Source organism: Ancylobacter sp. FA202 (genome assembly GCF_000380205.1).
Lineage (GTDB): Bacteria > Pseudomonadota > Alphaproteobacteria > Rhizobiales > Xanthobacteraceae > Ancylobacter.
Window position 1 is genome coordinate 1,061,009 of the sequence record NZ_KB904818.1, and the last position, 18,057, is coordinate 1,079,065.

Annotated in this window: 10 protein-coding genes and 7 pseudogenes; 5 read left to right on the plus strand and 12 right to left on the minus strand. The window is 66.0% G+C overall.

Going from position 1 to position 18,057, the window contains the following annotated elements; genetic code table 11:
- Position 1: 1 nt before the first annotated feature.
- Together rbbA and A3M1_RS0104760 are read right to left on the minus strand one after the other, a co-directional pair.
- On the minus strand, positions 2 to 2,722 hold the full coding sequence (rbbA, locus tag A3M1_RS0104755; protein ID WP_018387817.1) for a ribosome-associated ATPase/putative transporter RbbA: 2,721 nt from the start codon (positions 2,720 to 2,722) through the stop codon (positions 2 to 4).
- A complete protein-coding gene (locus A3M1_RS0104760) occupies positions 2,719 to 3,768 on the minus strand; it encodes an HlyD family secretion protein (RefSeq protein WP_371258735.1) in 1,050 nt (349 codons plus the stop codon). The genes rbbA and A3M1_RS0104760 overlap by 4 nt, the downstream gene beginning before the upstream one ends.
- A 179-nt stretch (positions 3,769 to 3,947) precedes the next feature.
- On the opposite strand from A3M1_RS0104760, the gene A3M1_RS0104770 reads away from it, so the two are divergent.
- Together A3M1_RS0104770 and A3M1_RS0104775 are read left to right on the plus strand one after the other, a co-directional pair.
- A complete protein-coding gene (locus A3M1_RS0104770) occupies positions 3,948 to 4,931 on the plus strand; it encodes a zinc-dependent alcohol dehydrogenase family protein (RefSeq protein WP_026221146.1) in 984 nt (327 codons plus the stop codon).
- Between the two features lie 54 nt (positions 4,932 to 4,985).
- Positions 4,986 to 7,361, plus strand: coding sequence for a phosphoketolase (locus A3M1_RS0104775; RefSeq protein ID WP_018387821.1), 2,376 nt, complete (start codon positions 4,986 to 4,988; stop codon positions 7,359 to 7,361).
- Positions 7,362 to 7,443: 82 nt separating this feature from the next.
- On the opposite strand, the gene A3M1_RS0104780 is transcribed toward A3M1_RS0104775, so the two are convergent.
- From A3M1_RS0104780 to A3M1_RS25765, 3 genes and pseudogenes are all read right to left on the minus strand, one after another.
- Positions 7,444 to 8,244 (minus strand): DUF72 domain-containing protein, encoded by an 801-nt coding sequence (locus A3M1_RS0104780; protein ID WP_018387822.1) that lies wholly within the window; start codon positions 8,242 to 8,244, stop codon positions 7,444 to 7,446.
- Positions 8,245 to 9,095: 851 nt separating this feature from the next.
- A pseudogene (locus tag A3M1_RS26825) lies at positions 9,096 to 9,269 on the minus strand (IS256 family transposase); the annotation flags it as partial.
- Between the two features lie 798 nt (positions 9,270 to 10,067).
- Positions 10,068 to 10,958: pseudogene (locus A3M1_RS25765) on the minus strand (IS256 family transposase); the annotation flags it as partial.
- Between the two features lie 127 nt (positions 10,959 to 11,085).
- Here A3M1_RS25765 and istA point away from each other — a divergent pair.
- Positions 11,086 to 12,613 (plus strand): annotated as a pseudogene (gene istA / locus A3M1_RS0104805) (IS21 family transposase).
- Positions 12,614 to 12,687: 74 nt separating this feature from the next.
- Here the strand turns inward: istA and A3M1_RS25770 are convergent.
- A pseudogene (locus tag A3M1_RS25770) lies at positions 12,688 to 13,080 on the minus strand (IS481 family transposase); the annotation flags it as partial.
- 431 nt (positions 13,081 to 13,511) lie between these two features.
- On the opposite strand from A3M1_RS25770, the gene A3M1_RS26380 reads away from it, so the two are divergent.
- Positions 13,512 to 13,775, plus strand: a complete 264-nt coding sequence (locus tag A3M1_RS26380; protein WP_018964194.1) for a hypothetical protein — start codon at positions 13,512 to 13,514, stop codon at positions 13,773 to 13,775.
- A gap of 8 nt (positions 13,776 to 13,783) precedes the next feature.
- On the opposite strand, the gene galE is transcribed toward A3M1_RS26380, so the two are convergent.
- The 3 genes and pseudogenes from galE to A3M1_RS25775 all read right to left on the minus strand — a co-directional run bounded on the left by galE (position 13,784) and on the right by A3M1_RS25775 (position 16,458).
- Positions 13,784 to 14,821 (minus strand): UDP-glucose 4-epimerase GalE, encoded by a 1,038-nt coding sequence (galE, locus tag A3M1_RS0104825; RefSeq protein ID WP_018387829.1) that lies wholly within the window; start codon positions 14,819 to 14,821, stop codon positions 13,784 to 13,786.
- 103 nt (positions 14,822 to 14,924) lie between these two features.
- A pseudogene (locus A3M1_RS26385) lies at positions 14,925 to 15,293 on the minus strand (IS3 family transposase); the annotation flags it as partial.
- 156 nt (positions 15,294 to 15,449) lie between these two features.
- Positions 15,450 to 16,458 (minus strand): annotated as a pseudogene (locus A3M1_RS25775) (IS256 family transposase).
- Here A3M1_RS25775 and A3M1_RS0104855 point away from each other — a divergent pair.
- Positions 16,354 to 16,747: pseudogene (locus A3M1_RS0104855) on the plus strand (transposase); the annotation flags it as partial. The pseudogenes A3M1_RS25775 and A3M1_RS0104855 overlap by 105 nt on opposite strands.
- A 161-nt stretch (positions 16,748 to 16,908) precedes the next feature.
- Here the strand turns inward: A3M1_RS0104855 and A3M1_RS27165 are convergent.
- The 3 genes from A3M1_RS27165 to A3M1_RS26835 all read right to left on the minus strand — a co-directional run bounded on the left by A3M1_RS27165 (position 16,909) and on the right by A3M1_RS26835 (position 17,979).
- Positions 16,909 to 17,406, minus strand: a complete 498-nt coding sequence (locus A3M1_RS27165; protein ID WP_371258777.1) for a transposase — start codon at positions 17,404 to 17,406, stop codon at positions 16,909 to 16,911.
- A gap of 103 nt (positions 17,407 to 17,509) precedes the next feature.
- Positions 17,510 to 17,665, minus strand: coding sequence for a hypothetical protein (locus A3M1_RS26390; protein ID WP_018387836.1), 156 nt, complete (start codon positions 17,663 to 17,665; stop codon positions 17,510 to 17,512).
- Positions 17,662 to 17,979, minus strand: coding sequence for a M20/M25/M40 family metallo-hydrolase (locus A3M1_RS26835; protein ID WP_245261571.1), 318 nt, complete (start codon positions 17,977 to 17,979; stop codon positions 17,662 to 17,664). The genes A3M1_RS26390 and A3M1_RS26835 overlap by 4 nt, the downstream gene beginning before the upstream one ends.
- Positions 17,980 to 18,057: the final 78 nt, after the last annotated feature.

An 18,057-nucleotide genomic window follows, 5' to 3' on the forward strand; every position in this document is an offset into this window, starting at 1 on the left:
CTCACGCCCCCTGCTTGCGCAGCGCCAGCATGGCACCGGCGATGAAGATGAGCGCCAGCGCGAACACCATGGCGATATCCGGCCAGAGCGAGGACAGGCCCAGCCCCTTGGTGAAGGCGCCGACGCTCACTTGCTGATACCAGGCGGAAGGAAAGGCCAGCCCCATGATCCGCGCCCCACCGGAGAGCGAGGAGACCGGGGTGAGCAGGCCGGAAAAATTCACCGCAGGGATGATGGCGATGATCGCCGTGGCGAAGATCGCCGCCACCTGGCTCTTCACAAAGCTCGACACCAGCAGGCCGAAGGCGGTGGTTGAGAACACATAGACCAGCGAGCCGAAAGCCAGCGTGGCGAAGGAGCCTTTGACAGGCACCTCGAACACCAGCCGCGCCGCCACCACCATGGTGAGGAAGCTGACAAAGGCGATGGCGACATAGGGCAATTGCTTGCCGAGGAGGAATTCCAGCTTCGTGACCGGCGTCGACTGGAAATTGGTGATCGAGCCGGTCTCCTTCTCCTTCACCACGCCGAGCGCCGACATGATGGCGGGGATCAGCACCAGCATCAGCATGATGACGTTCGGCACCATGGCGTTCACGCTCTTGAACGCCTGATTGTAGCGGTAGCGCGGCTCCAGGGTGAAAGGCGCCGACGGGCTGGCCGTGCCGGTGGTCCGCTCCTGCGCATCGGCGAGGTAGCTCTGGGCGATGCCCTGCACATAGCCGCGGGTGGTCTCGGCCCGGAACGGCATCGAGCCGTCGAGCCAGACGCCGATTTCCGGCTGGCGCCCGCGCAGGAGGTCTCGGCCGAACCCGGGCGGGATCTCGATGGCGAGCTTGAGCTCGCCGCTCTTCAGCCTTGTGTCCAGCTCCTCGATGGAGGCGATCGGCGCGTGGGTCTCGAAATAGCGCGAGCCCTCGAAGCTCTCCAGCACCTGCCGGCTCTGGGCGCTGCGGTCCTGGTCGAACGCGGCATAGGGCAGGTTCTCGACATCGAAGGAAATGCCATAGCCGAAGGTGAAGAGGAGGAGGATCGGGCCGATGAGGGCGAAGGCGAGCCGGGCGGGATCGCGCACGATCTCCAGCGCCTCGCGCCTGGCATAGGCCCAGAGCCGGCCGGCATCGAAGCGCTTGACCGGCGCGAGGGCGGTGGGGCGCTGCTTCAGTTCGGCGCGCTCCTCCTCCCGGCCCATCCCCGCCTCTTCCAGCACGGCGATGAACACCTCTTCCAGCGTGTCCATGTCGCGCTCACGCTTCAGCGCCTCCGGCGTGCCGATGGCCAGCACCTTGCCGGCATGCATCAGCGAGATGCGGTCGCAGCGCTCGGCCTCGTTCATGAAATGGGTGGAGAGGAAGATCGTCACCCCATCCTGCCGCGAGAGTTCGATCAGCGTGCGCCAGAAGCCGTCGCGCGCCACCGGATCGACGCCGGAGGTCGGCTCGTCGAGGATGAGGATTTCCGGGCGATGGATCACCGCCACCGCCAGCTGCAGCCGCTGGCGGATGCCGAGCGGCAGCGCCTCGGGCCGCACATCGGCGACACCGGCGAGGTCGAAGCGGGCCTCCATCTCAGTGACGCGCGCCGCCACGTCCGGTATCTCGAACAGCTGCGCGTGCAGCACGAGGTTCTGCCGCACGGTGAGTTCGCCATAGAGCGAGAAGGCCTGCGACATGTAGCCGACCCGCTTGCGGGTCGCCATGTCGTCGCCGTCGAGCTTCGCCCCGAACAGCCTCGCCTCGCCCTCGCTGGCCGGCAAGAGCCCGGTGAGCATCTTCATCGTGGTCGACTTGCCCGAGCCGTTGGAGCCGAGAAAGCCGAAGATCTCGCCGCGCTCGATGCGGAAATTCACGTGATCGACGGCGACGAAAGCGCCGAAGCGGCGGGTGAGGCCGGTCGCCTCGATTGCCGGCTCACCATCATGGATCACGCGGGGCAGGTCCGGCAGCGGCTCCGCCTGCCCCCGCTCGGCTTGCGGCAGCAGGGCGACGAAGGCGCGCTCCAGCGTCGCCTCGCCCGCCTTGGCGCGGATCTCGGCCGGGGTGCCGGTGGCGAGGACTTTTCCGGCATTCATCGCCGCCAGCCAGTCGAAGCGCTCGGCCTCCTCCATATAGGCAGTGGCGACGATGACGCTCATCGACGGGCGACGCTCGCGCAGCCGCGCCATCAGCTCCCAGAACTGCCGGCGCGAGAGCGGGTCGATGCCGGTGGTCGGCTCGTCGAGAATGACGAGATCAGGGTCGTGGATCAGCGCGGCGCAGATGCCGAGCTTCTGCTTCATGCCGCCGGAGAGTTTTCCGGCCGGGCGGGCGGCGAAGGGGGAAAGGCCGGTGGCGGCCAGCAATTCGGCGATGCGCTCGGCCCGTTCCGCCGCGCCCTGCCCGAACAGCCGGCCGAAGAAATCGAGATTCTCCGCGATGGAGAGCGTGGGGTAGAGATTGCGCCCCAGCCCCTGCGGCATATAGGCGATGCGCCCGCCGGCCTGCCGGCGCCAGTCCCTCGCCGCCATGTCGCCGCCCAGCGCTTGCACCGTGCCGGACTGGAGGCGGGTGACGCCGGCGGCGAGCCCGAGCAGGGTCGACTTGCCCACCCCGTCCGGCCCGATCAGCCCCGCCATGCAGCCGGAAGGCACGGCGAGATCCACCCCATCCAGCGCCAGCGTCTTGCCATAGCGGTGGGTAACGCCGGAAAGCGCGAGGACGGATTGCATCGGCGCCGCGCTCATTGCGGCAGCTTCACCGTGAGCGTGTCGGGCCAGGGCGTCGCCGGGTCGGTGCGGACATAGGCGAGGCCGCGCACGCCGGCCTTCACCCGGTTCTCATATTGCCGCAGCAGTTCCGGGGCGATGCGCAGCTTGGCGCGGAACATCAGCTTCTCGCGCTCGTCCGCCGTCTCGACCGATTTCGGCGTGAACTGGGCGCCGGTGGCGACGAAACTGACCTTGGCCGGCACCACGTAATCCGGCGCCGGATCGAGGATGATCCGCGCCTCGTCGCCGATGGCGAGGCGGCCGGCGACGCGGGCCGGCACGAACACGGTCATGTAGACATCCGACAGGTCCAGCAGCGTGAGGATCGGCGCGCCAGCCGCCACCACCTCGCCGGCCTGCACCAGCTTGTATTCGACCCGCCCGCGCCGGGGCGCCCGCAGCGTGGAATCGTCGATCAGCGACTGCACCCGCGCCACTTCCGCCCGCGCCGCATCGGTGGAGGCCTCCGCCTCGTCGAGCCCGGCCTGCGCCGCCTTGAGCGCGGCCTGGGCGACATTGAGCTGGCTCTGGCGCAGATCGAGCGACTGGATGGTGCCGAAGCCGCTCTCCTTCAGCTTGGCGGCCCGCTCATGTTCCTGCTGCGCCAGCGTGCGCTCGCTCTCGCGCTGGGCGATGGCGGCCTGCGCCTCGGCCACCGCCTTCTCCGCCCGGCGCACCTGCGCCTGCGCGCCGGCGAGCTGGGCTTCCAGCTCGGACGTGTCCATGCGGGCGACCACCTGCCCGGTCTCCACCGTCTGGCCCTCCTCGGCCAGCACGGCGAGCACCCGGCCGGCGAGCTTGGCGGCGACCAGCACCTGCTCGGCCTCGATCCGCCCATTGGTGGAGACGATGCCGGCCGGCAGGCCGCTACCGGTGAGCTTGCCGATCAAGGCCTGCAGCCGGGCCGTGAGGCCGGCAGGCGGGTCGCCGGCGGCGGCCTGCTGCGCGCCCGCCGGGAGCGTCAGGCAGGCGGACAGGGCGAGCACGAGAAACAATGCGTGGGACCGTCGCTGACCTGCCATCGTGCCTCCGTAGGATTGCGCCCGATCAGGGCAACATGACGCGCGCCACCCCATCCGCCAAGCTGTTCGTGATCAGAAGCCCCTGAGTAGACGTCGTTTGCGCCCGCGCCTTGACCGCGATCAACGAAGGGACGGCCATGAGACTGTTGGATGCCGCCTCCGTCACCGGCGAGGTTCTGATGAAGGCCATGGTCCTGCGCGCCTATGGGGAGGCGTTGCGCCTTGAGGAGCGCCCCCTGCCCGTGCCGGGGCTCGGCGAGATCCGGGTGCGGGTGGAAGCCTGCGCCGTCTGCCGCACCGATCTGCACGTCGTCGACGGCGAATTGCCGCCCGGCCCGCTGCCGATCATCCCCGGCCATGAGATCGTCGGCCGCGTCGAGGCGCACGGGCCGGGCGTCGACGCCCCGCCGCTCGGCGCACGGGTGGGCGTGCCGTGGCTCGGCCACACCTGCGGCCACTGTCCCTATTGCGCGAGCCAGCGCGAGAATCTGTGCGACGCCCCCGCCTTCACCGGCTACAGCCGCGATGGCGGCTTCGCCAGCCATGCGATCGCCGACGCCGCCTTCTGCTTCCCGCTCAACGGCTTTGACGACCCGGTGGCCGCCGCGCCGCTGATGTGCGCCGGGCTGATCGGCTGGCGCACCTTGAAGATGGCGGGCGAGGCGCAGCGGATCGGCCTTTACGGCTTCGGCGCCGCCGCCCATCTCATCGCCCAGCTCTGCCGCTGGCAGGGGCGCGCGGTCTACGCCTTCACCCGCGCCGGCGATGAGGGCGCCCAGCAGTTGGCCCTTTCGCTCGGGGCGCGCTGGGCCGGCGGGTCCGGCGAGGCGCCGCCCGAGCCGCTCGACGCCGCGCTGATCTTCGCTCCCGTCGGCGCGCTGGTGCCGCTGGCTTTGCGCGCGGTGCGCAAGGGCGGGCGCGTGGTGTGCGGCGGCATCCATATGAGCGACATCCCGCAATTTCCCTATTCCCTCCTGTGGGAGGAGCGGCAGCTGATGTCGGTGGCCAACCTCACCCGCGAAGATGCGCGGGAATTCCTCGCCCTCGCCCCGCGCGCGGGCATCACCGCCACCACCACGACCTACCCGCTGGAAGACGCCAATGCGGCGCTGGCCGATTTGCGCGCCGGGCGCTTCCAGGGCGCGGCGGTGCTGGTGCCCTAACGCCCCCAGCGCCCTATCTCATTTCTCAGCAACCGTTCTGGAAAGGACTTCGCAATGGCGACCCAACCGGCGACAGACACGCTCAGCCCCGCTCTTGTCGATCGCATGAACGCCTGGTGGCGCGCGGCGAACTACCTCTCGGTCGGGCAGATCTATCTGCTCGCCAACCCGCTGCTGCGCGAGAAGCTGACCCTCGACCATGTGAAGCCGCGCCTGCTCGGCCATTGGGGCACGACGCCGGGGTTGAACTTCCTCTATGTCCACCTCAACCGCGTCATCCGCGACACCGGCGCCGACGTGCTGTTCATGGCCGGCCCCGGCCATGGCGCGCCCGGCGTGGTGGCCTCGACCTATCTTGAGGGCACCTATAGCGAGCTGTACCCCGACATCTCGCGCGACGAAGGCGGCCTCTGCCGGCTGTTTCGCCAGTTCTCCTTTCCCGGCGGCATTCCCAGCCATGCCGCGCCGGAAACCCCCGGCTCGATCCATGAGGGCGGCGAGCTCGGCTATTCGCTCAGCCACGCCTATGGCGCGGTGCTGGACAACCCGGAACTGATCGTCGCCTGCGTGGTCGGCGACGGCGAGGCCGAGACCGGCCCGCTCGCCACCTCCTGGCACGGCAACAAATTCCTCAACCCCGCCAGCGACGGCGCGGTGCTGCCGATCCTGCACCTCAACGGCTACAAGATCGCCAACCCCACCATTCTCGCCCGCATCCCGCATGAGGAACTGGCGGCGCTGATGCAGGGCTATGGCTACGACCCGATCTTCGTCGAGGGCGAAGACCCCGAGCCGATGCATCAGGCGATGGCGGCGGCGTTCGACGAGGCCTTCGGCAAGATCCGCGCGATCCAGGAGGCGGCGCGCACGCGGGGCGCCACCGACCGCCCGCGCTGGCCGATGATCGTGCTGCGCTCCCCCAAGGGCTGGACCGGCCCGAAGACCGTCGACGGCAAGAAGGCGGAAGGCTTCTGGCGCTCGCACCAGGTGCCGTTCTCCGACATGTCGAAGCCCGAGCACCTCGTGCTGCTCGAAAACTGGATGAAGAGCTACCGGCCGGAAGAACTTTTCGACGCGGACGGGCGGCTGAAGCCCGAGATCGCCTCGCTGGCGCCCGAGGGCGTGAAGCGCATGAGCGCCAACCCGCACGCCAATGGCGGGGCGCTGCGCCGGCCGCTGCGGCTGCCGGATTTCACCCACTATGCGGTGGAAGTCGCCCGGCCCGGCGATCGCGAGCTGGAATCGACCTATGTGATGGGCTGCTTCCTGCGCGACGTGATGAAGGAAAACGAGGCTTCGAAGAATTTCCGCGTCTTCGGCCCGGACGAGACCGCCTCAAACCGGCTGCAGGCGCTGTTCGAGGTAACGAACCGCGCCTGGGAGGCGGAAACGCTCTCCTATGACGACCATCTCGCCCGCAGCGGCCGGGTGATGGAGATGCTGTCCGAGCATATGTGCCAGGGCTGGCTGGAGGGCTATCTCCTCACCGGCCGCCACGGCCTGTTCTCCTGCTACGAGGCCTTCATCCACATCATCGATTCGATGTTCAACCAGCACGCCAAATGGCTGAAATCCTCCAAGGAAGTGGAATGGCGCCGGCCGATCGCCTCGCTCAACTACCTGCTCACCTCGCATGTCTGGCGGCAGGACCATAATGGCTTCAGCCACCAGGACCCCGGCTTCATCGACCATGTGGTGAACAAGAAGGCGGAGATCGTGCGCGTCTACCTGCCGCCGGACGCCAACACGCTGCTCTATGTCACCGACCACTGCCTGCGCTCCTGGAACCGGGTGAACGTGATCGTCGCCGGCAAGCAGCCCGCGCCGCAATGGCTCGACATGGACAGCGCGATCAAGCACTGCGCCACGGGCATCGGCATGTGGGAATGGGCCTCGACCGACGCCGGCACCGACCCCGACGTGGTGCTGGCCTGCGCCGGCGACGTGCCCACATTGGAGACACTGGCCGCCGCCGAATTGCTGCGCGGCTATTTCCCCGAGCTGAAGGTGCGGGTCGTCAATGTGGTCGACCTGATGACGCTGCAGCCGAAATCCGAGCACCCGCACGGGCTTTCCGACGCGGAATTCGACGCGCTGTTCACCACCGACAAGCCGGTGATCTTCGCCTATCACGGCTATCCTTGGCTGATCCACCGCCTCGCCTATCGCCGCACCAACCACGACAACATGCATGTGCGCGGCTATGTCGAGGAAGGCTCCACCACCACCCCCTTCGACATGGTGGTGCGCAACCGGCTCGACCGCTTCCACCTCGTCGCCGATGTGCTGGATCGGGTGCCGCAGCTGAAGACCAACACCCATGTGCGGCAGGCGATCCGCGACAAGCTGACCGAACACGCCCGCTATATCCGCGCGCACGGCCTCGACATGCCGGAAATCCGCGACTGGGTGTGGGCGGGCGGCAAGTAGCCCCGCAAGTAGCTCCCCCCGCTTTCGGTGGGGACGCGCCGTGCTGTCGGCTGATCGGCCGGCAGCGCGTGCGCGGCGCCGCTCACACCCGCGCGATGAGCGCCATGGCCGCGGCGGGGTTGCGCGGCTTGAAGCCGGAGATGACGAACAGGAACACCTCGCGCGGCATCGCTTCGGCGGGCGGGGTGAGCAGCGCCGGCTGGAGAGCGGCCGGCGCCCCGCCCTTTGCCCATGCCTTCGCCGCGTCGGCCCAGCCGTCGAGCGCCGCGTCGCCATAGCCATGCGCCTCCTCCTCCGTCGTTCCCATGATGCGGGCATAGACGAAGGGGGCGGTGACATCGGGGATCAGAGGAAAATCGCTGTCGCCGGCATGGATGATGGCGACGCCGTACTCCCGCGCCAGGGCGATGAAGTCCGGCGTCCTGAAGCTCTCATGCCGCACCTCCACCGCGTGTCGGATATCATGGCCGTCGACGCGCTTGGGCAGCAGCTTGAGGAAGCCCTCGAAATCGTCCGGGTCGAATTTCTTGGTGGCCATGAACTGCCAGTTCACCGGGCCGAGCTTTTCCTTCAGCTCGGTGACGCCGCTTTTGAAAAAGCGCTCGATTGATTCACCCGCCTCGCTGAGCACCCGGCGATTGGTGGTGAAGCGCGGGCCTTTGAGCGAGAAGACGAAGCCATCAGGCGTCTCGGCCCGCCATTTGGCGAAGCTCTCGGGCTTCTGCGAGCCGTAATAGGTGCCGTTGATCTCGATGGCGGTGAGCTTCGAGCCGGCATATTCCAGCTCGCGCTTCTGGGTCAGGCCTTCAGGGTAGAACACCCCGCGCCAGGGCTCGAAGGTCCAGCCACCGATGCCGATGCGGATGGGTGCGGGATGGGGCATGGGGGACCTCGCCGTTCATCGTGCTGAGTGCTTAGTGTCGATTGGCGAGGGGCAAATGGCACGAAATGGCACACTGGTGCACGTGCCATCTATGTCATCTTCTACCTTCTACGCCGCAAGCGGGCGAATTTTCGTCGGAATGCCGATGCTGCGATCGGTCGGGGATGGCACAAAATGGCACGCTCGCACAGGGTGACATTTTGCCATGGCACATCCTCCGGGCCGCATGCGCGCGAGAAATTTATCGGAATGTGGATGCCGCGGTCGGTCGCGGATGTCACAAAATGTCACGCTCGCACATGGTGACATTTGCCATGTCACATTCTCTGGCCTGCTGGCCGGTGAAGTGTGTCTTGGGACTTTGGACCGAGCCGGTCCACGGGAAAGGCAGGAAATGCGCGGCTTCCATGGACCCGTCCATGGCTTTCCACGCTTAACACCACGACGCTACGCCCCATCGTTGCGCGCGCCTCACAGCGATTGGCGGTGTGAGCTGCCCCTGCCCGAGCAAAGAGGTGGGGAGGTTTGGTCTACGTTCTCGTCGCATCCCGCCCCGCTGCCCACCAATTCCCTCGACAAGGATTGCAACCAGTTGCAACGACCGACATGCAGTGCAGCGTGGAACGTCGTCAGCGCCTCAGCGCAGGTCAGAACGCGGTTCATCAGACTAAGAGTTCGTCTGCGCATCGAGTGCAACCAGTTGCAACGGGCAGCCCGGTCGGGGCGGGATTGGTTGCGAAAGCACGAAATGGCACGCACCCACCTCTACCCCATTGACGAGGTCGTCGACCGAGCGGGTCGAGATGCGTAACTCCCGTGCCGGCGCGCATCTCCCAGTCGCGCTCGCGTTATCCGTTACGCTGTGCCTGCCGTTCCGGGCTCTTCTCGCCAAAGCCGGCGCCGGTTAAGGCCGCCGCCCTCCTCGCCATCAGGCGCTGCGCGGCAAAGCCGATCACCTCTCGCAGAAGATCGGCGTCGGGGCTCTTTTCTAACAACCCGCGCAATGCCACGACGCTACGCCCCATCGTTACGGGCGCCTCAAAGAGATTAGCGGTGTGAACTGACCGGTGCCCGAGCGAAGAGGGGGCAGGTTTGGTCACGTCGTGATCCTCGTCGCATCCCGCCCCGCTGCCCACGTTCTCTTCGACGAGGATTGCAACCAGTTGCAACGGCAGCCCGGTCGGGATGGGGATAAAGCGACTGGTCGCGAATGCAGGGAATGGCACGTTCAGGGCAACATCCGCCATGTCACTTTCTCTGGCCTGCTGGCCGGTGAAGTCTTTGGACTTCGGACCGGGCCTGCCCGCGCGAAAGGCAGGAAATGCGCGGCTTCCATGGACCTATCCATGGCTTTCCACGCTTCACACCATGACGCTACGCCCAATCTTTGCGCGCGCCTCACAGCGATGGGCGGTGTGAACTGCCCCTGCCCGAGCAAAGAGGTGGGGAGGTTTGGTCTGCGTCCTCGTCGCATCCCGCCTCGCTGCCCGCCAATTCCCTCGACAAGGATTGCAACCAGTTGCAACGAACGACATGCGTTGAAGCGTGGAACGTCGTCTGCGCCTCAGCGTGCAGGTCAGAGCGCGGTTCATCAGACTGAGAGTTCGTCTGCGCATCGAGTGCAACCAGTTGCAACGGGCAGCCCGGTCGGGGCGGGATGCCGGGATTGGCTGCGAATGCATGAAATGGCACGCACCTACCTCCGAGGATTGCAACCAGTTGCAACGAACGACATGCGGCGCAGCGGGGAAGTCGTCTGGGGTCGTGTCCCTGATGGTGGTGTAACTTCGCGGAGCCACCGCGTTGCCGGCTTGGCCGGGTTGTCAGGCGGCCACGGCTGGCAGGCTGACGATGGGATCATCGCTGATCGGCCCGATGCTTTCTAGCGTGATGTAGCGGGCACGCTGGACGGCCCATTCATCGTTCTGTTCGAGCAGGATCGCGCCGACGGGCAAGGTGATGACGGCCTCGTTGGGGAAGATGCCGACGACCTCGGGTGCGACGCTTGATCTCGCCGTTGAGGCGCTCCAGCGGGTTGGTGCTGTGAAGCTTGGCTCGGTGCTGCATCGGGAAGGTCATGTAGGCAAGCACGTCGGTCTCGGCTGTGTCCATCAGGGCGGCGAGCTTGGGGACCGTCGGCCTAAGCTGATCGGCGACCCTGCGCCATTGCTGGCTGGCGGCGGGAGCATCATCCTGGGCAAACGCCGTGGCCATGAAGGCCGAGACGACGCGCCGTCCCGAGCGGCCGGCATGGGCGAGTGCGTTCCTCATGAAGTGGACGCGGCAGCGCTGCCAGGTCGCGGTAAGGACTTTCGAGACCGCCGCCTTGATGCTCTCACGGCTGTCGGAGACGACAAGCTTCACCCCGCGCAGGCCACGCCGCGCCAGCTTGCGGGGAAACCTGTCCAGAAGGTCTCCGCCTCGGAGGGGCCGATATCCATGTCCAGCACCTCGCGCCTTCCGTCGCTGTTGACGCCGACGGCGACGATCACCGCCACCGAGACGATCCGGCCGGCCTGGCGCGCCTTCACATAGGTCGCGTCGATCCAGAGATAGGGCCAGTCGCCCTCTATACGATCGAGGAAGACCTGGACCCGTTCGTCAATCTCCTCGCAGAACGGCGACACCTGGCTCTTGGAGATGCCGCTCATGTCCATTGCCTTGACCAGGTCATCGACCGAGCGGGTCGAGATGCCCTGGATGTGGGTCTCCTCGCCAATTACTTGGCTGTTGATTTCCATTGAGAGTTGACCCGGCAGGGACGGATTTTTCCATCGAGAAGTGACCCATGTTTTCACCACGTCTCACGCGGCATGCCCGGGGGATAGCGGAGTGATCGACATGGAGTTATTGAGGGTCATCAGACGCTGGCATTACCGGGATCATCGTTCAATCCGAGAGATATCCCGCCGTACGGGGCTCTCGAGGAACACAGTGCGTAAGTATCTGCGGGCGGACAGCGTCGAGCCGCGGTTTCAGGTTCCCGAGCGCCCGAGCAAGCTCGACCCCTATGCGGACAAGCTGGCGGCGATGCTGCGGGTCGAGGGCGGCAAGTCGCGCAAGCACACGCGCACGGTCAAGCAGTTGCACGCCGATCTGGTGACGCTCGGCTATGAGGGGTCGTACAACCGGGTAGCCGCGTTCGCCCAGGACTGGAAGGCCGCTCGGCTGCGCGAGCAGCAGACCCGCGGCCGCGGCAGCTTCGTGCCGCTGGCTTTTGTGCCCGGAGAGGCCTTCCAGTTCGACTGGTCTGAGGAGTGGGCGATCATCGCCGGCGAGCGCACCAAGCTGCAAGTCGCCCACGTCAAGCTGTCCTACAGCCGCGCCTTCATGCTGCGCGCCTACCCACTCCAGACCCATGAGATGCTGTTCGATGCCCATAACCACGCCTTCCGGGTTCTGGGCGGCGTGCCGCGGCGGGGCATTTACGACAACATGCGAACAGCCGTCGACAAAGTCGGCCGGGGCAAGGTGCGCCAGGTCAACATCCGCTTCTCGGCCATGGTGAGCCACTTCCTGTTTGAGGCGGAGTTCTGCAATCCAGCCTCCGGCTGGGAGAAGGGGCAGATCGAGAAGAACGTGCAGGATGCCCGCCATCGGCTATGGCAACCCATGCCGAACTTCCCCTCGCTGGAGGCCTTGAACGAGTGGCTGGAGACCCGGTGCCGGGAGCTGTGGTCACAGACCCAGCACGGATCGCAGCCTGTCTCGATCACTGATGTGTGGAGCGAGGAGATCCGGCACCTGATGGCGGTCCCCCGGCTGTTCGACGGCTTCGTCGAGCACGCCAAACGCGTTTCCCCGAGCTGTCTCGTCCATCTCGAGCGCAATCGCTGCAGAGTGCCGGCGTCCTTCGCCAACCGCCCGGTCAGCCTGCGGGTCTATCCCGACCGGATCGTGGTCGTCGCTGAGGGGCAGGCGATCTGCGAGCATCAAAGGGTCTTTGCTCGCTCCCATGATCGCCAGAGCCGGACCGTCCATGACTGGCGCCATTATCTGGCCGTGGTCCAGCGCAAGCCCGGCGCCCTACGCAATGGCGCTCCCTTCGCGCATATGCCACCGTCCTTTCGGTCCCTGCAGCAGCACCTGCTCAAGCGACCAGGCGGTGACCGCGAGATGGTGAAAGTCCTGTCCCTGGTCCTCCAGCATGACGAGCAGGTCGTGCTCACAGCCGTCTAGCTGGCCTTGCAAGCGGGCGTACCGACCAAGACCACATCATCAACCGGCTGCACCGTCTGATCGACGGTACGCCGCTGACCACGCCAACGATCCCGGCCCCTGCCGCCCTCACGTTGACCACCGAGCCGCAGCCAACGTCGAACGCTATGACACCCTGCGCCGAGCCAGAGAGGCGCGCCATGCGTCATGAAGCCTCGAAACTTGACCGCCACCTGACCCGAAGACCATCATCAGCCCGGGTCACTTCTCGACGGAAATTAACAGATAGGACTTGAACGGCCCTATCGGCTCCTTGCCGCCCTCCACCTCCGGCAGCCGGCTGATGCCGTGGCGCCGCAGACAGCGATGCAGAGATGAACGCGTCAGATGCGGGATCGTCGCCTGCAAGGCATAGAGGCAGTCGTCGAGCGGCGGCAACGTATGTCGGCGGAAGGCGATGATGATGGCCTCCTCCTCGATCGACAGAACCGTCGATGTCGGGGCCCTCGGACCAGTCGGCAGGTCAGTGACCGAGGTCCGCTTCCTCCACTTCGCGACCGTCTTCTGGTTGATGCCGCAGCAGCACTTTGCCAGCGCCCTCAGGCTCTCTTGACTATGCTGTATCGCTCGACGGACCAGCGCTGTCGTCGTGGCGGTCCCGTGGTGAACCTGGCCCATAGCGCATCGTTCCATCTCTACGAAAAGACTGCACCATCAAAGCCCGGGATCAAACACCTAGGCCATGATGGTCGAAGCGGAAACAGGCTGGCCGCGGCGTGGTCCCGCCGGGCCGAGACCCGGCTTCTGTCTTCACCTCTGTTGAGCAAAGGGAAATCATGGATTCTAGAGGCGCGGCACGTCCCGCAGATTCGGCTCCCGCCATGTCCGACGCGTTGATCGGTGAGCGCGGCCTGACGCTCCTCATCCCCTCCTAAAAGCGTCCCCGCCCGCTCGCGGCCTTGCTGTGCCGCCTGAGAGAGCGGGATATGGTAGGATATCGACATCATCGTCGCCGATGACGGGCCGGACCCCGAGGTGTACGAAGTCGTACGCGGGTTCTCAGCAAGGGCGTTCCCTATTTGGTAGGCTCGCCATGCCTGCAGGATTCTATGCGTGTGGAGCATATTGGAGGAACTGGAGGGCTGTTCCCGGACGACCTGACGGGCAATCTCGCGGCCACGCGGCGCGAGCACAACACAATTGCTTATGGCCTCGCCTGGCCGGCCGTGCTGGAACTGAAGCGGTTCGACGCGGATCTCTGGTGCGGGGCTGCGGTGCTCGACGCTATGAAGCGCGGGGGCTGCGGGCGATTGCCAGGGCCGACCTCGACCGGGGGAAGCGACTGCTGGGCTGAACTCGGCCTTCAGCCATGATGGTGCGGCTATCGAGCCGCGTCCGCCACGCGCGGCGCATATCCCTCGCTATTCTGCACTTGCCAGCGCAAATGGTCCACAAGGATTTCGTCGAGGCCGCGTGTCGCGCGCCAGCCGAGCTCCCTGGCAGCCAACGCCGGATCGGCCCAATATTGCGCGATATCCCCGGCGCGCCGCGGTGCCATAGCCCGGGGAAGCGGCTTGCCGGTCACGCGCTCGATGCCGTGAATGACGTCGAACACCGAATGGCCCCGCCCGGTGCCGAGATTCCAGACATGATGGCCTTTGTGACCCATCAAGTACGTCAAGGCAGAGAGATGGCCCTGCGCCAGATCCATCACATGTATGTAGTCCCTCACCCCAGTACCATCTGACGTAGGGTAATCGTCCCCGAAGACTAGGAGTTCGGCGCGGCGCCCCACCGCCACTTGCATGGCATACGGGATCAGATTGGACGGAACCCCGAGCGGGTCCTCGCCGATACGTCCGCTGGGATGCGCGCCGGCGGGATTGAAGTAGCGAAGCACGCCGACCGACCAGCGCGGGTCGGCGCGGCAGAGATCGGTGAGCACGCGCTCGACCATCAGTTTCGAGCGGCCATAGGGGCTGGCCGGCTCGCCCACCGGGCTCGCCTCGGTTAGAGGCATGTGCCCACCCTCGCCATATATCGAGGCGGTAGAACTAAACACCAGCCGGAACACCCCGGCCCGCGTCATGGCGCGCAAGAGGCTCATGCTGCCTCCGACATTGATGTCGTAATAGTCGAGCGGGCGGTTCACGCTCTCGCCTACGGCCTTTTTGCCGGCAAAATGCAGCACGGAGGTGATGGCGTGGTCGGCGAAGATGCTTCCCAGCACTTTGCCGTCCCGCACATCGCCTCGGTAAACGGCGATGTCGCCGCCGGCGAGTTCCCGCACGCGCTCAAGCGCCTCGGGGGAGCTGTTGGAGAAATCGTCGAGCACCACCACATCAAGTCCGGCCCCGAGACAGCCGAACAGGACATGCGAGCCGACGTAGCCGGCGCCACCGGTAAGAAGAACAGTCATTTTTGCGTGCCCCGATCTGTAAAGGCTGAACCGCCCCGTCTTGGCCGAAGGCCGTTTCGTTTGAGCCATGCCTCGATGGCAGGCTCATCCCGCATAGCGTAGCTCATCCAGCATAGCGTAAGTAGCGCACTTCGGCTTCGGCCGGTGGGGTGTTGCCTATGGCCTCCAGCAACCGGCTTTTGTTGAACCAGTCGATCAAAGTCAGTGTTGCGAACTCGACGGCTTCAAATGATCGCCTCGGCCCGCGCCGCTGGATCAGCTGGGCTTTTCAGAGTCCTTTGATCGTCTCGGCGAGAGCGTTGTCATAGCTATCACCCATGCTGCCGACGGAGAATTCGATGCCCGCCTCTCCGAGGCGCTCGGTATAGCGGGTGCTGATATATTGCGAACCGAGATCCGAATGATGCACCAACCAACCATGGTGCACAGATCGGCGCTCGTGCTGAGCCAGTTCCAAGGCATCGATCACGAAAGCAGGTTGAAAAAACTCGCGGCCACGGCGTTGTCGTGGCAGTTGCCACGACGGCTCATCGAGCGGCAGGTCGTGGTGTTTCAGGAACGAAGGGTCGTGTCCCGGATGGTGGTGTAGGTTCACGGAGCCACCTCGATGCCGGCTTGGCCGGGCTGGTCAGGCGGCCACGGCTGGCAGGCTGACGATGGGATCATCGCTGATCGGCGCGTGCTTTCTAGCGTGATGTAGCGGGCACGCTGGACGGCCCATTCATCGTTCTGTTCGAGCAGGATCGCGCCGACGGGCAAGGTGATGACGGCCTCGTTGGGGAAGATGCCCACGACCTCAGTGCGGCGCTTGATCTCGCCGTTGAGGCACTCCAGCGGGTTTGTTGAGTGCGGCTTGGCGCGATGCTGCGTCGGGAAGGTCATGTAGGCCAGCACGTCGGTCTCGGCTGTGTCCATCAGGGCGGCGAGCTTGGCGACCGTCGGCCTGTACTGATTGGCGACCCAGCGCCGTTGCTGGCTGGCGGCGGGAGCATCATCCTGGGCAAAAACGCCTTGGCGATGAAGGCCGAGATGGAGCGCCGTCCCAAGCGGCCGGCATGGGCGAGCGCGGTCCTCATGAAGTGGACGCGGCAGCGCTGCCAGGTCGCGGTGAGGACTTTCAAGACCGCCGCCTTGATGCCTCATGGCTGTCGGAGACGACGAATTTCACCCCGCGCAGGCCACGCCGCGGCAGCTTGCGCGGGAAACCGGTCCAGAAGGTCTCGGCCTCAGAGAGGCAGATATCCATGCCCAGCACCTCGCGCCTTTCGTCGCTGTTGACGCCGACGGCGACGATCAACGCCACCGAGACGATCCGGCCGGCCTGGCGCAACTTCACATAGGTCGCGTCGATCCCGGATAGGGCCAGTCGCCCTCGATGGGACGATCGAGGAAGGCTTGGACCGTTCGTCAATCTACTCGCAGAGCCGCGACACCTGGGCCATTCGGCGCGGCTCGAGGAAGCCCAGGAAGTAGCTGCCCTTCCTCAGCTTGGGGATGCGCAGCTCGACCGTGCCAGGGCGCGTCACGCCGCGGCGCTGAAGGGCATTTATCGTGCCGTGGACGCCGCTGCCGGCGAGGTCGCGCTCGGGGCCTTCGAGGAAAGCGAGTGGGGCTGCCGCTACCCAGCTATCGGCCAGAGCTGGCGACGGGCCTGGGGCGAGGTCGTTCCGTTCTATGCCTTCCCGGCCGGCGTCCGCCGCATTCTCTACACGACGAATGCGATCGAGGCGCTGAACGCTAAGCCGCGCCGCGCCGTGCGGGCAAGCGGCCACTTCCCGACCGACGAGGCCGCGATGAAGCTCCTCATTCCTCGTCTTGAACCGTTCGGAAAAGGAGTGGAAAATGCCACCTCGTGAATGGGTCATGGTGAAAGGCCAATTCGCCGCTCTCTTCGGGGAGCGTTTCACAAGGGCCATGGCGGCCTGAGCTTCAACCCGCCGCCCCGCACACGAAATCCCTGACACTCCCACAGGAGGCGATTGACCGGTCTGAAGCGGGTTTCGACGGCGACCACTATGAGGTCGCGAGCATCCTCGCCCTGCCCTCGCTAAGCCACCAACCCCTGACCGCCCCCCCCCGTGACGACCTCAACCAAGACCTCCGTCACGCCCGGTGACACGCTCGTGAAGTGGCCGTGCCCGAGCAGGAGAGGCGTAGTTTGGTCTAGGTACTGGGCGGCCACCCGCATCATGCCCCACTGTCCCACCAATCTGTCGACACGAATTGCAACCGGTTGCAACGAACAAGATTGATCGTGTCGCAGCAAGTGGTGGAGCTGGCGCGGGCGGCGACGATACGTCATGTTCGGCCTCCTCCATGATAGTGGCCAGCTTCGGGACCTTGGGTCGAATTTGATCGGCAACGGTGCGCCATTGCAGCCTGGCCGCCTCAGCGGCTTCCTGGGCGAAAGCGTGGAGATGAAGGCCGAGACCATCCGCCGCCGCTTTTGCCTGCATGGGCCAGGGCATTGCGTCAAAGTGCACCCGATGCGCTGCCAGATGGCTGAAGACCTTCGAGATCGCCGCCCTGATGCCTCCATGGGCATCGGAGACCACCAGTTTCACCCCGCGCAGGCCCCGGCGCATCAGCGGCGCGAAAACTCGGTCCACATCGGCCCCGCCTCGGAGATCCCGATCGCGAGCCACGGCACCTCGCGCCGCCCCTCGGCGTTGAACCCGATGGCGATGATCACGGCACCTCGAAGCCCAGCTCTTCCAGCAGCTGGCCGGCGATCTCGGCATGGGGGGCGCAGTCGCCCGGCGGGTTGTCGCTGGGTACGCGCACCAGTGCCTTGAGGAAATCGACCTCGCGCGCCAGCCTGTCAGTGTCGCCGGAACTGCTCACGTCTGTGCTCCGCTTGTGCCACCCTTGGAAGGGGGCTGTTGAAACCGTTCGATGAAACGGATGAGGGCCGCTGCCGCCATCCCCATGTCGCTGGGCGACGCATATTCCGCCGGGTTATGGCTGATGCCGCCCGTGCAGCGCACGAACAGCATGCCGACCGGGCAGAGCTTTGCCATCGCCTGCCCGTCATGGCCGGCGCCGGAAGGTAGCAGCGGCGCCCGCGCCCCGAGCGAGGCGACGGCATCGCCCAGCTGCCGCTGAATGTCGGGGTAGCAGGGAACAGTCGCCACCTCGTGAGACGCGGAGATGTCCACGCCGAGGCCGCGCTGTTCGGCGATGCGATGGGCGTCGGCCTCGAACTGGGTCAGCGCCGCGCGGCGCGAGGCGTCCGA

Excerpts from the sequence above, each read along its gene's own strand:
- A3M1_RS0104775 (WP_018387821.1), top strand. The coding sequence starts at position 4,986 with ATGGCGACCCAACCGGCGACAGACACGCTCAGCCCCGCTCTTGTCGAT.
- galE (WP_018387829.1), bottom strand. The coding sequence starts at position 14,821 with ATGACTGTTCTTCTTACCGGTGGCGCCGGCTACGTCGGCTCGCATGTC.
- rbbA (WP_018387817.1), bottom strand. The coding sequence starts at position 2,722 with ATGAGCGCGGCGCCGATGCAATCCGTCCTCGCGCTTTCCGGCGTTACC.
- A3M1_RS0104770 (WP_026221146.1), top strand. The coding sequence starts at position 3,948 with ATGAAGGCCATGGTCCTGCGCGCCTATGGGGAGGCGTTGCGCCTTGAG.
- A3M1_RS27165 (WP_371258777.1), bottom strand. The coding sequence starts at position 17,406 with ATGCGCCGGGGCCTGCGCGGGGTGAAACTGGTGGTCTCCGATGCCCAT.
- A3M1_RS26380 (WP_018964194.1), top strand. The coding sequence starts at position 13,512 with ATGCGTGTGGAGCATATTGGAGGAACTGGAGGGCTGTTCCCGGACGAC.
- A3M1_RS0104780 (WP_018387822.1), bottom strand. The coding sequence starts at position 8,244 with ATGCCCCATCCCGCACCCATCCGCATCGGCATCGGTGGCTGGACCTTC.
- A3M1_RS0104760 (WP_371258735.1), bottom strand. The coding sequence starts at position 3,768 with ATGGCAGGTCAGCGACGGTCCCACGCATTGTTTCTCGTGCTCGCCCTG.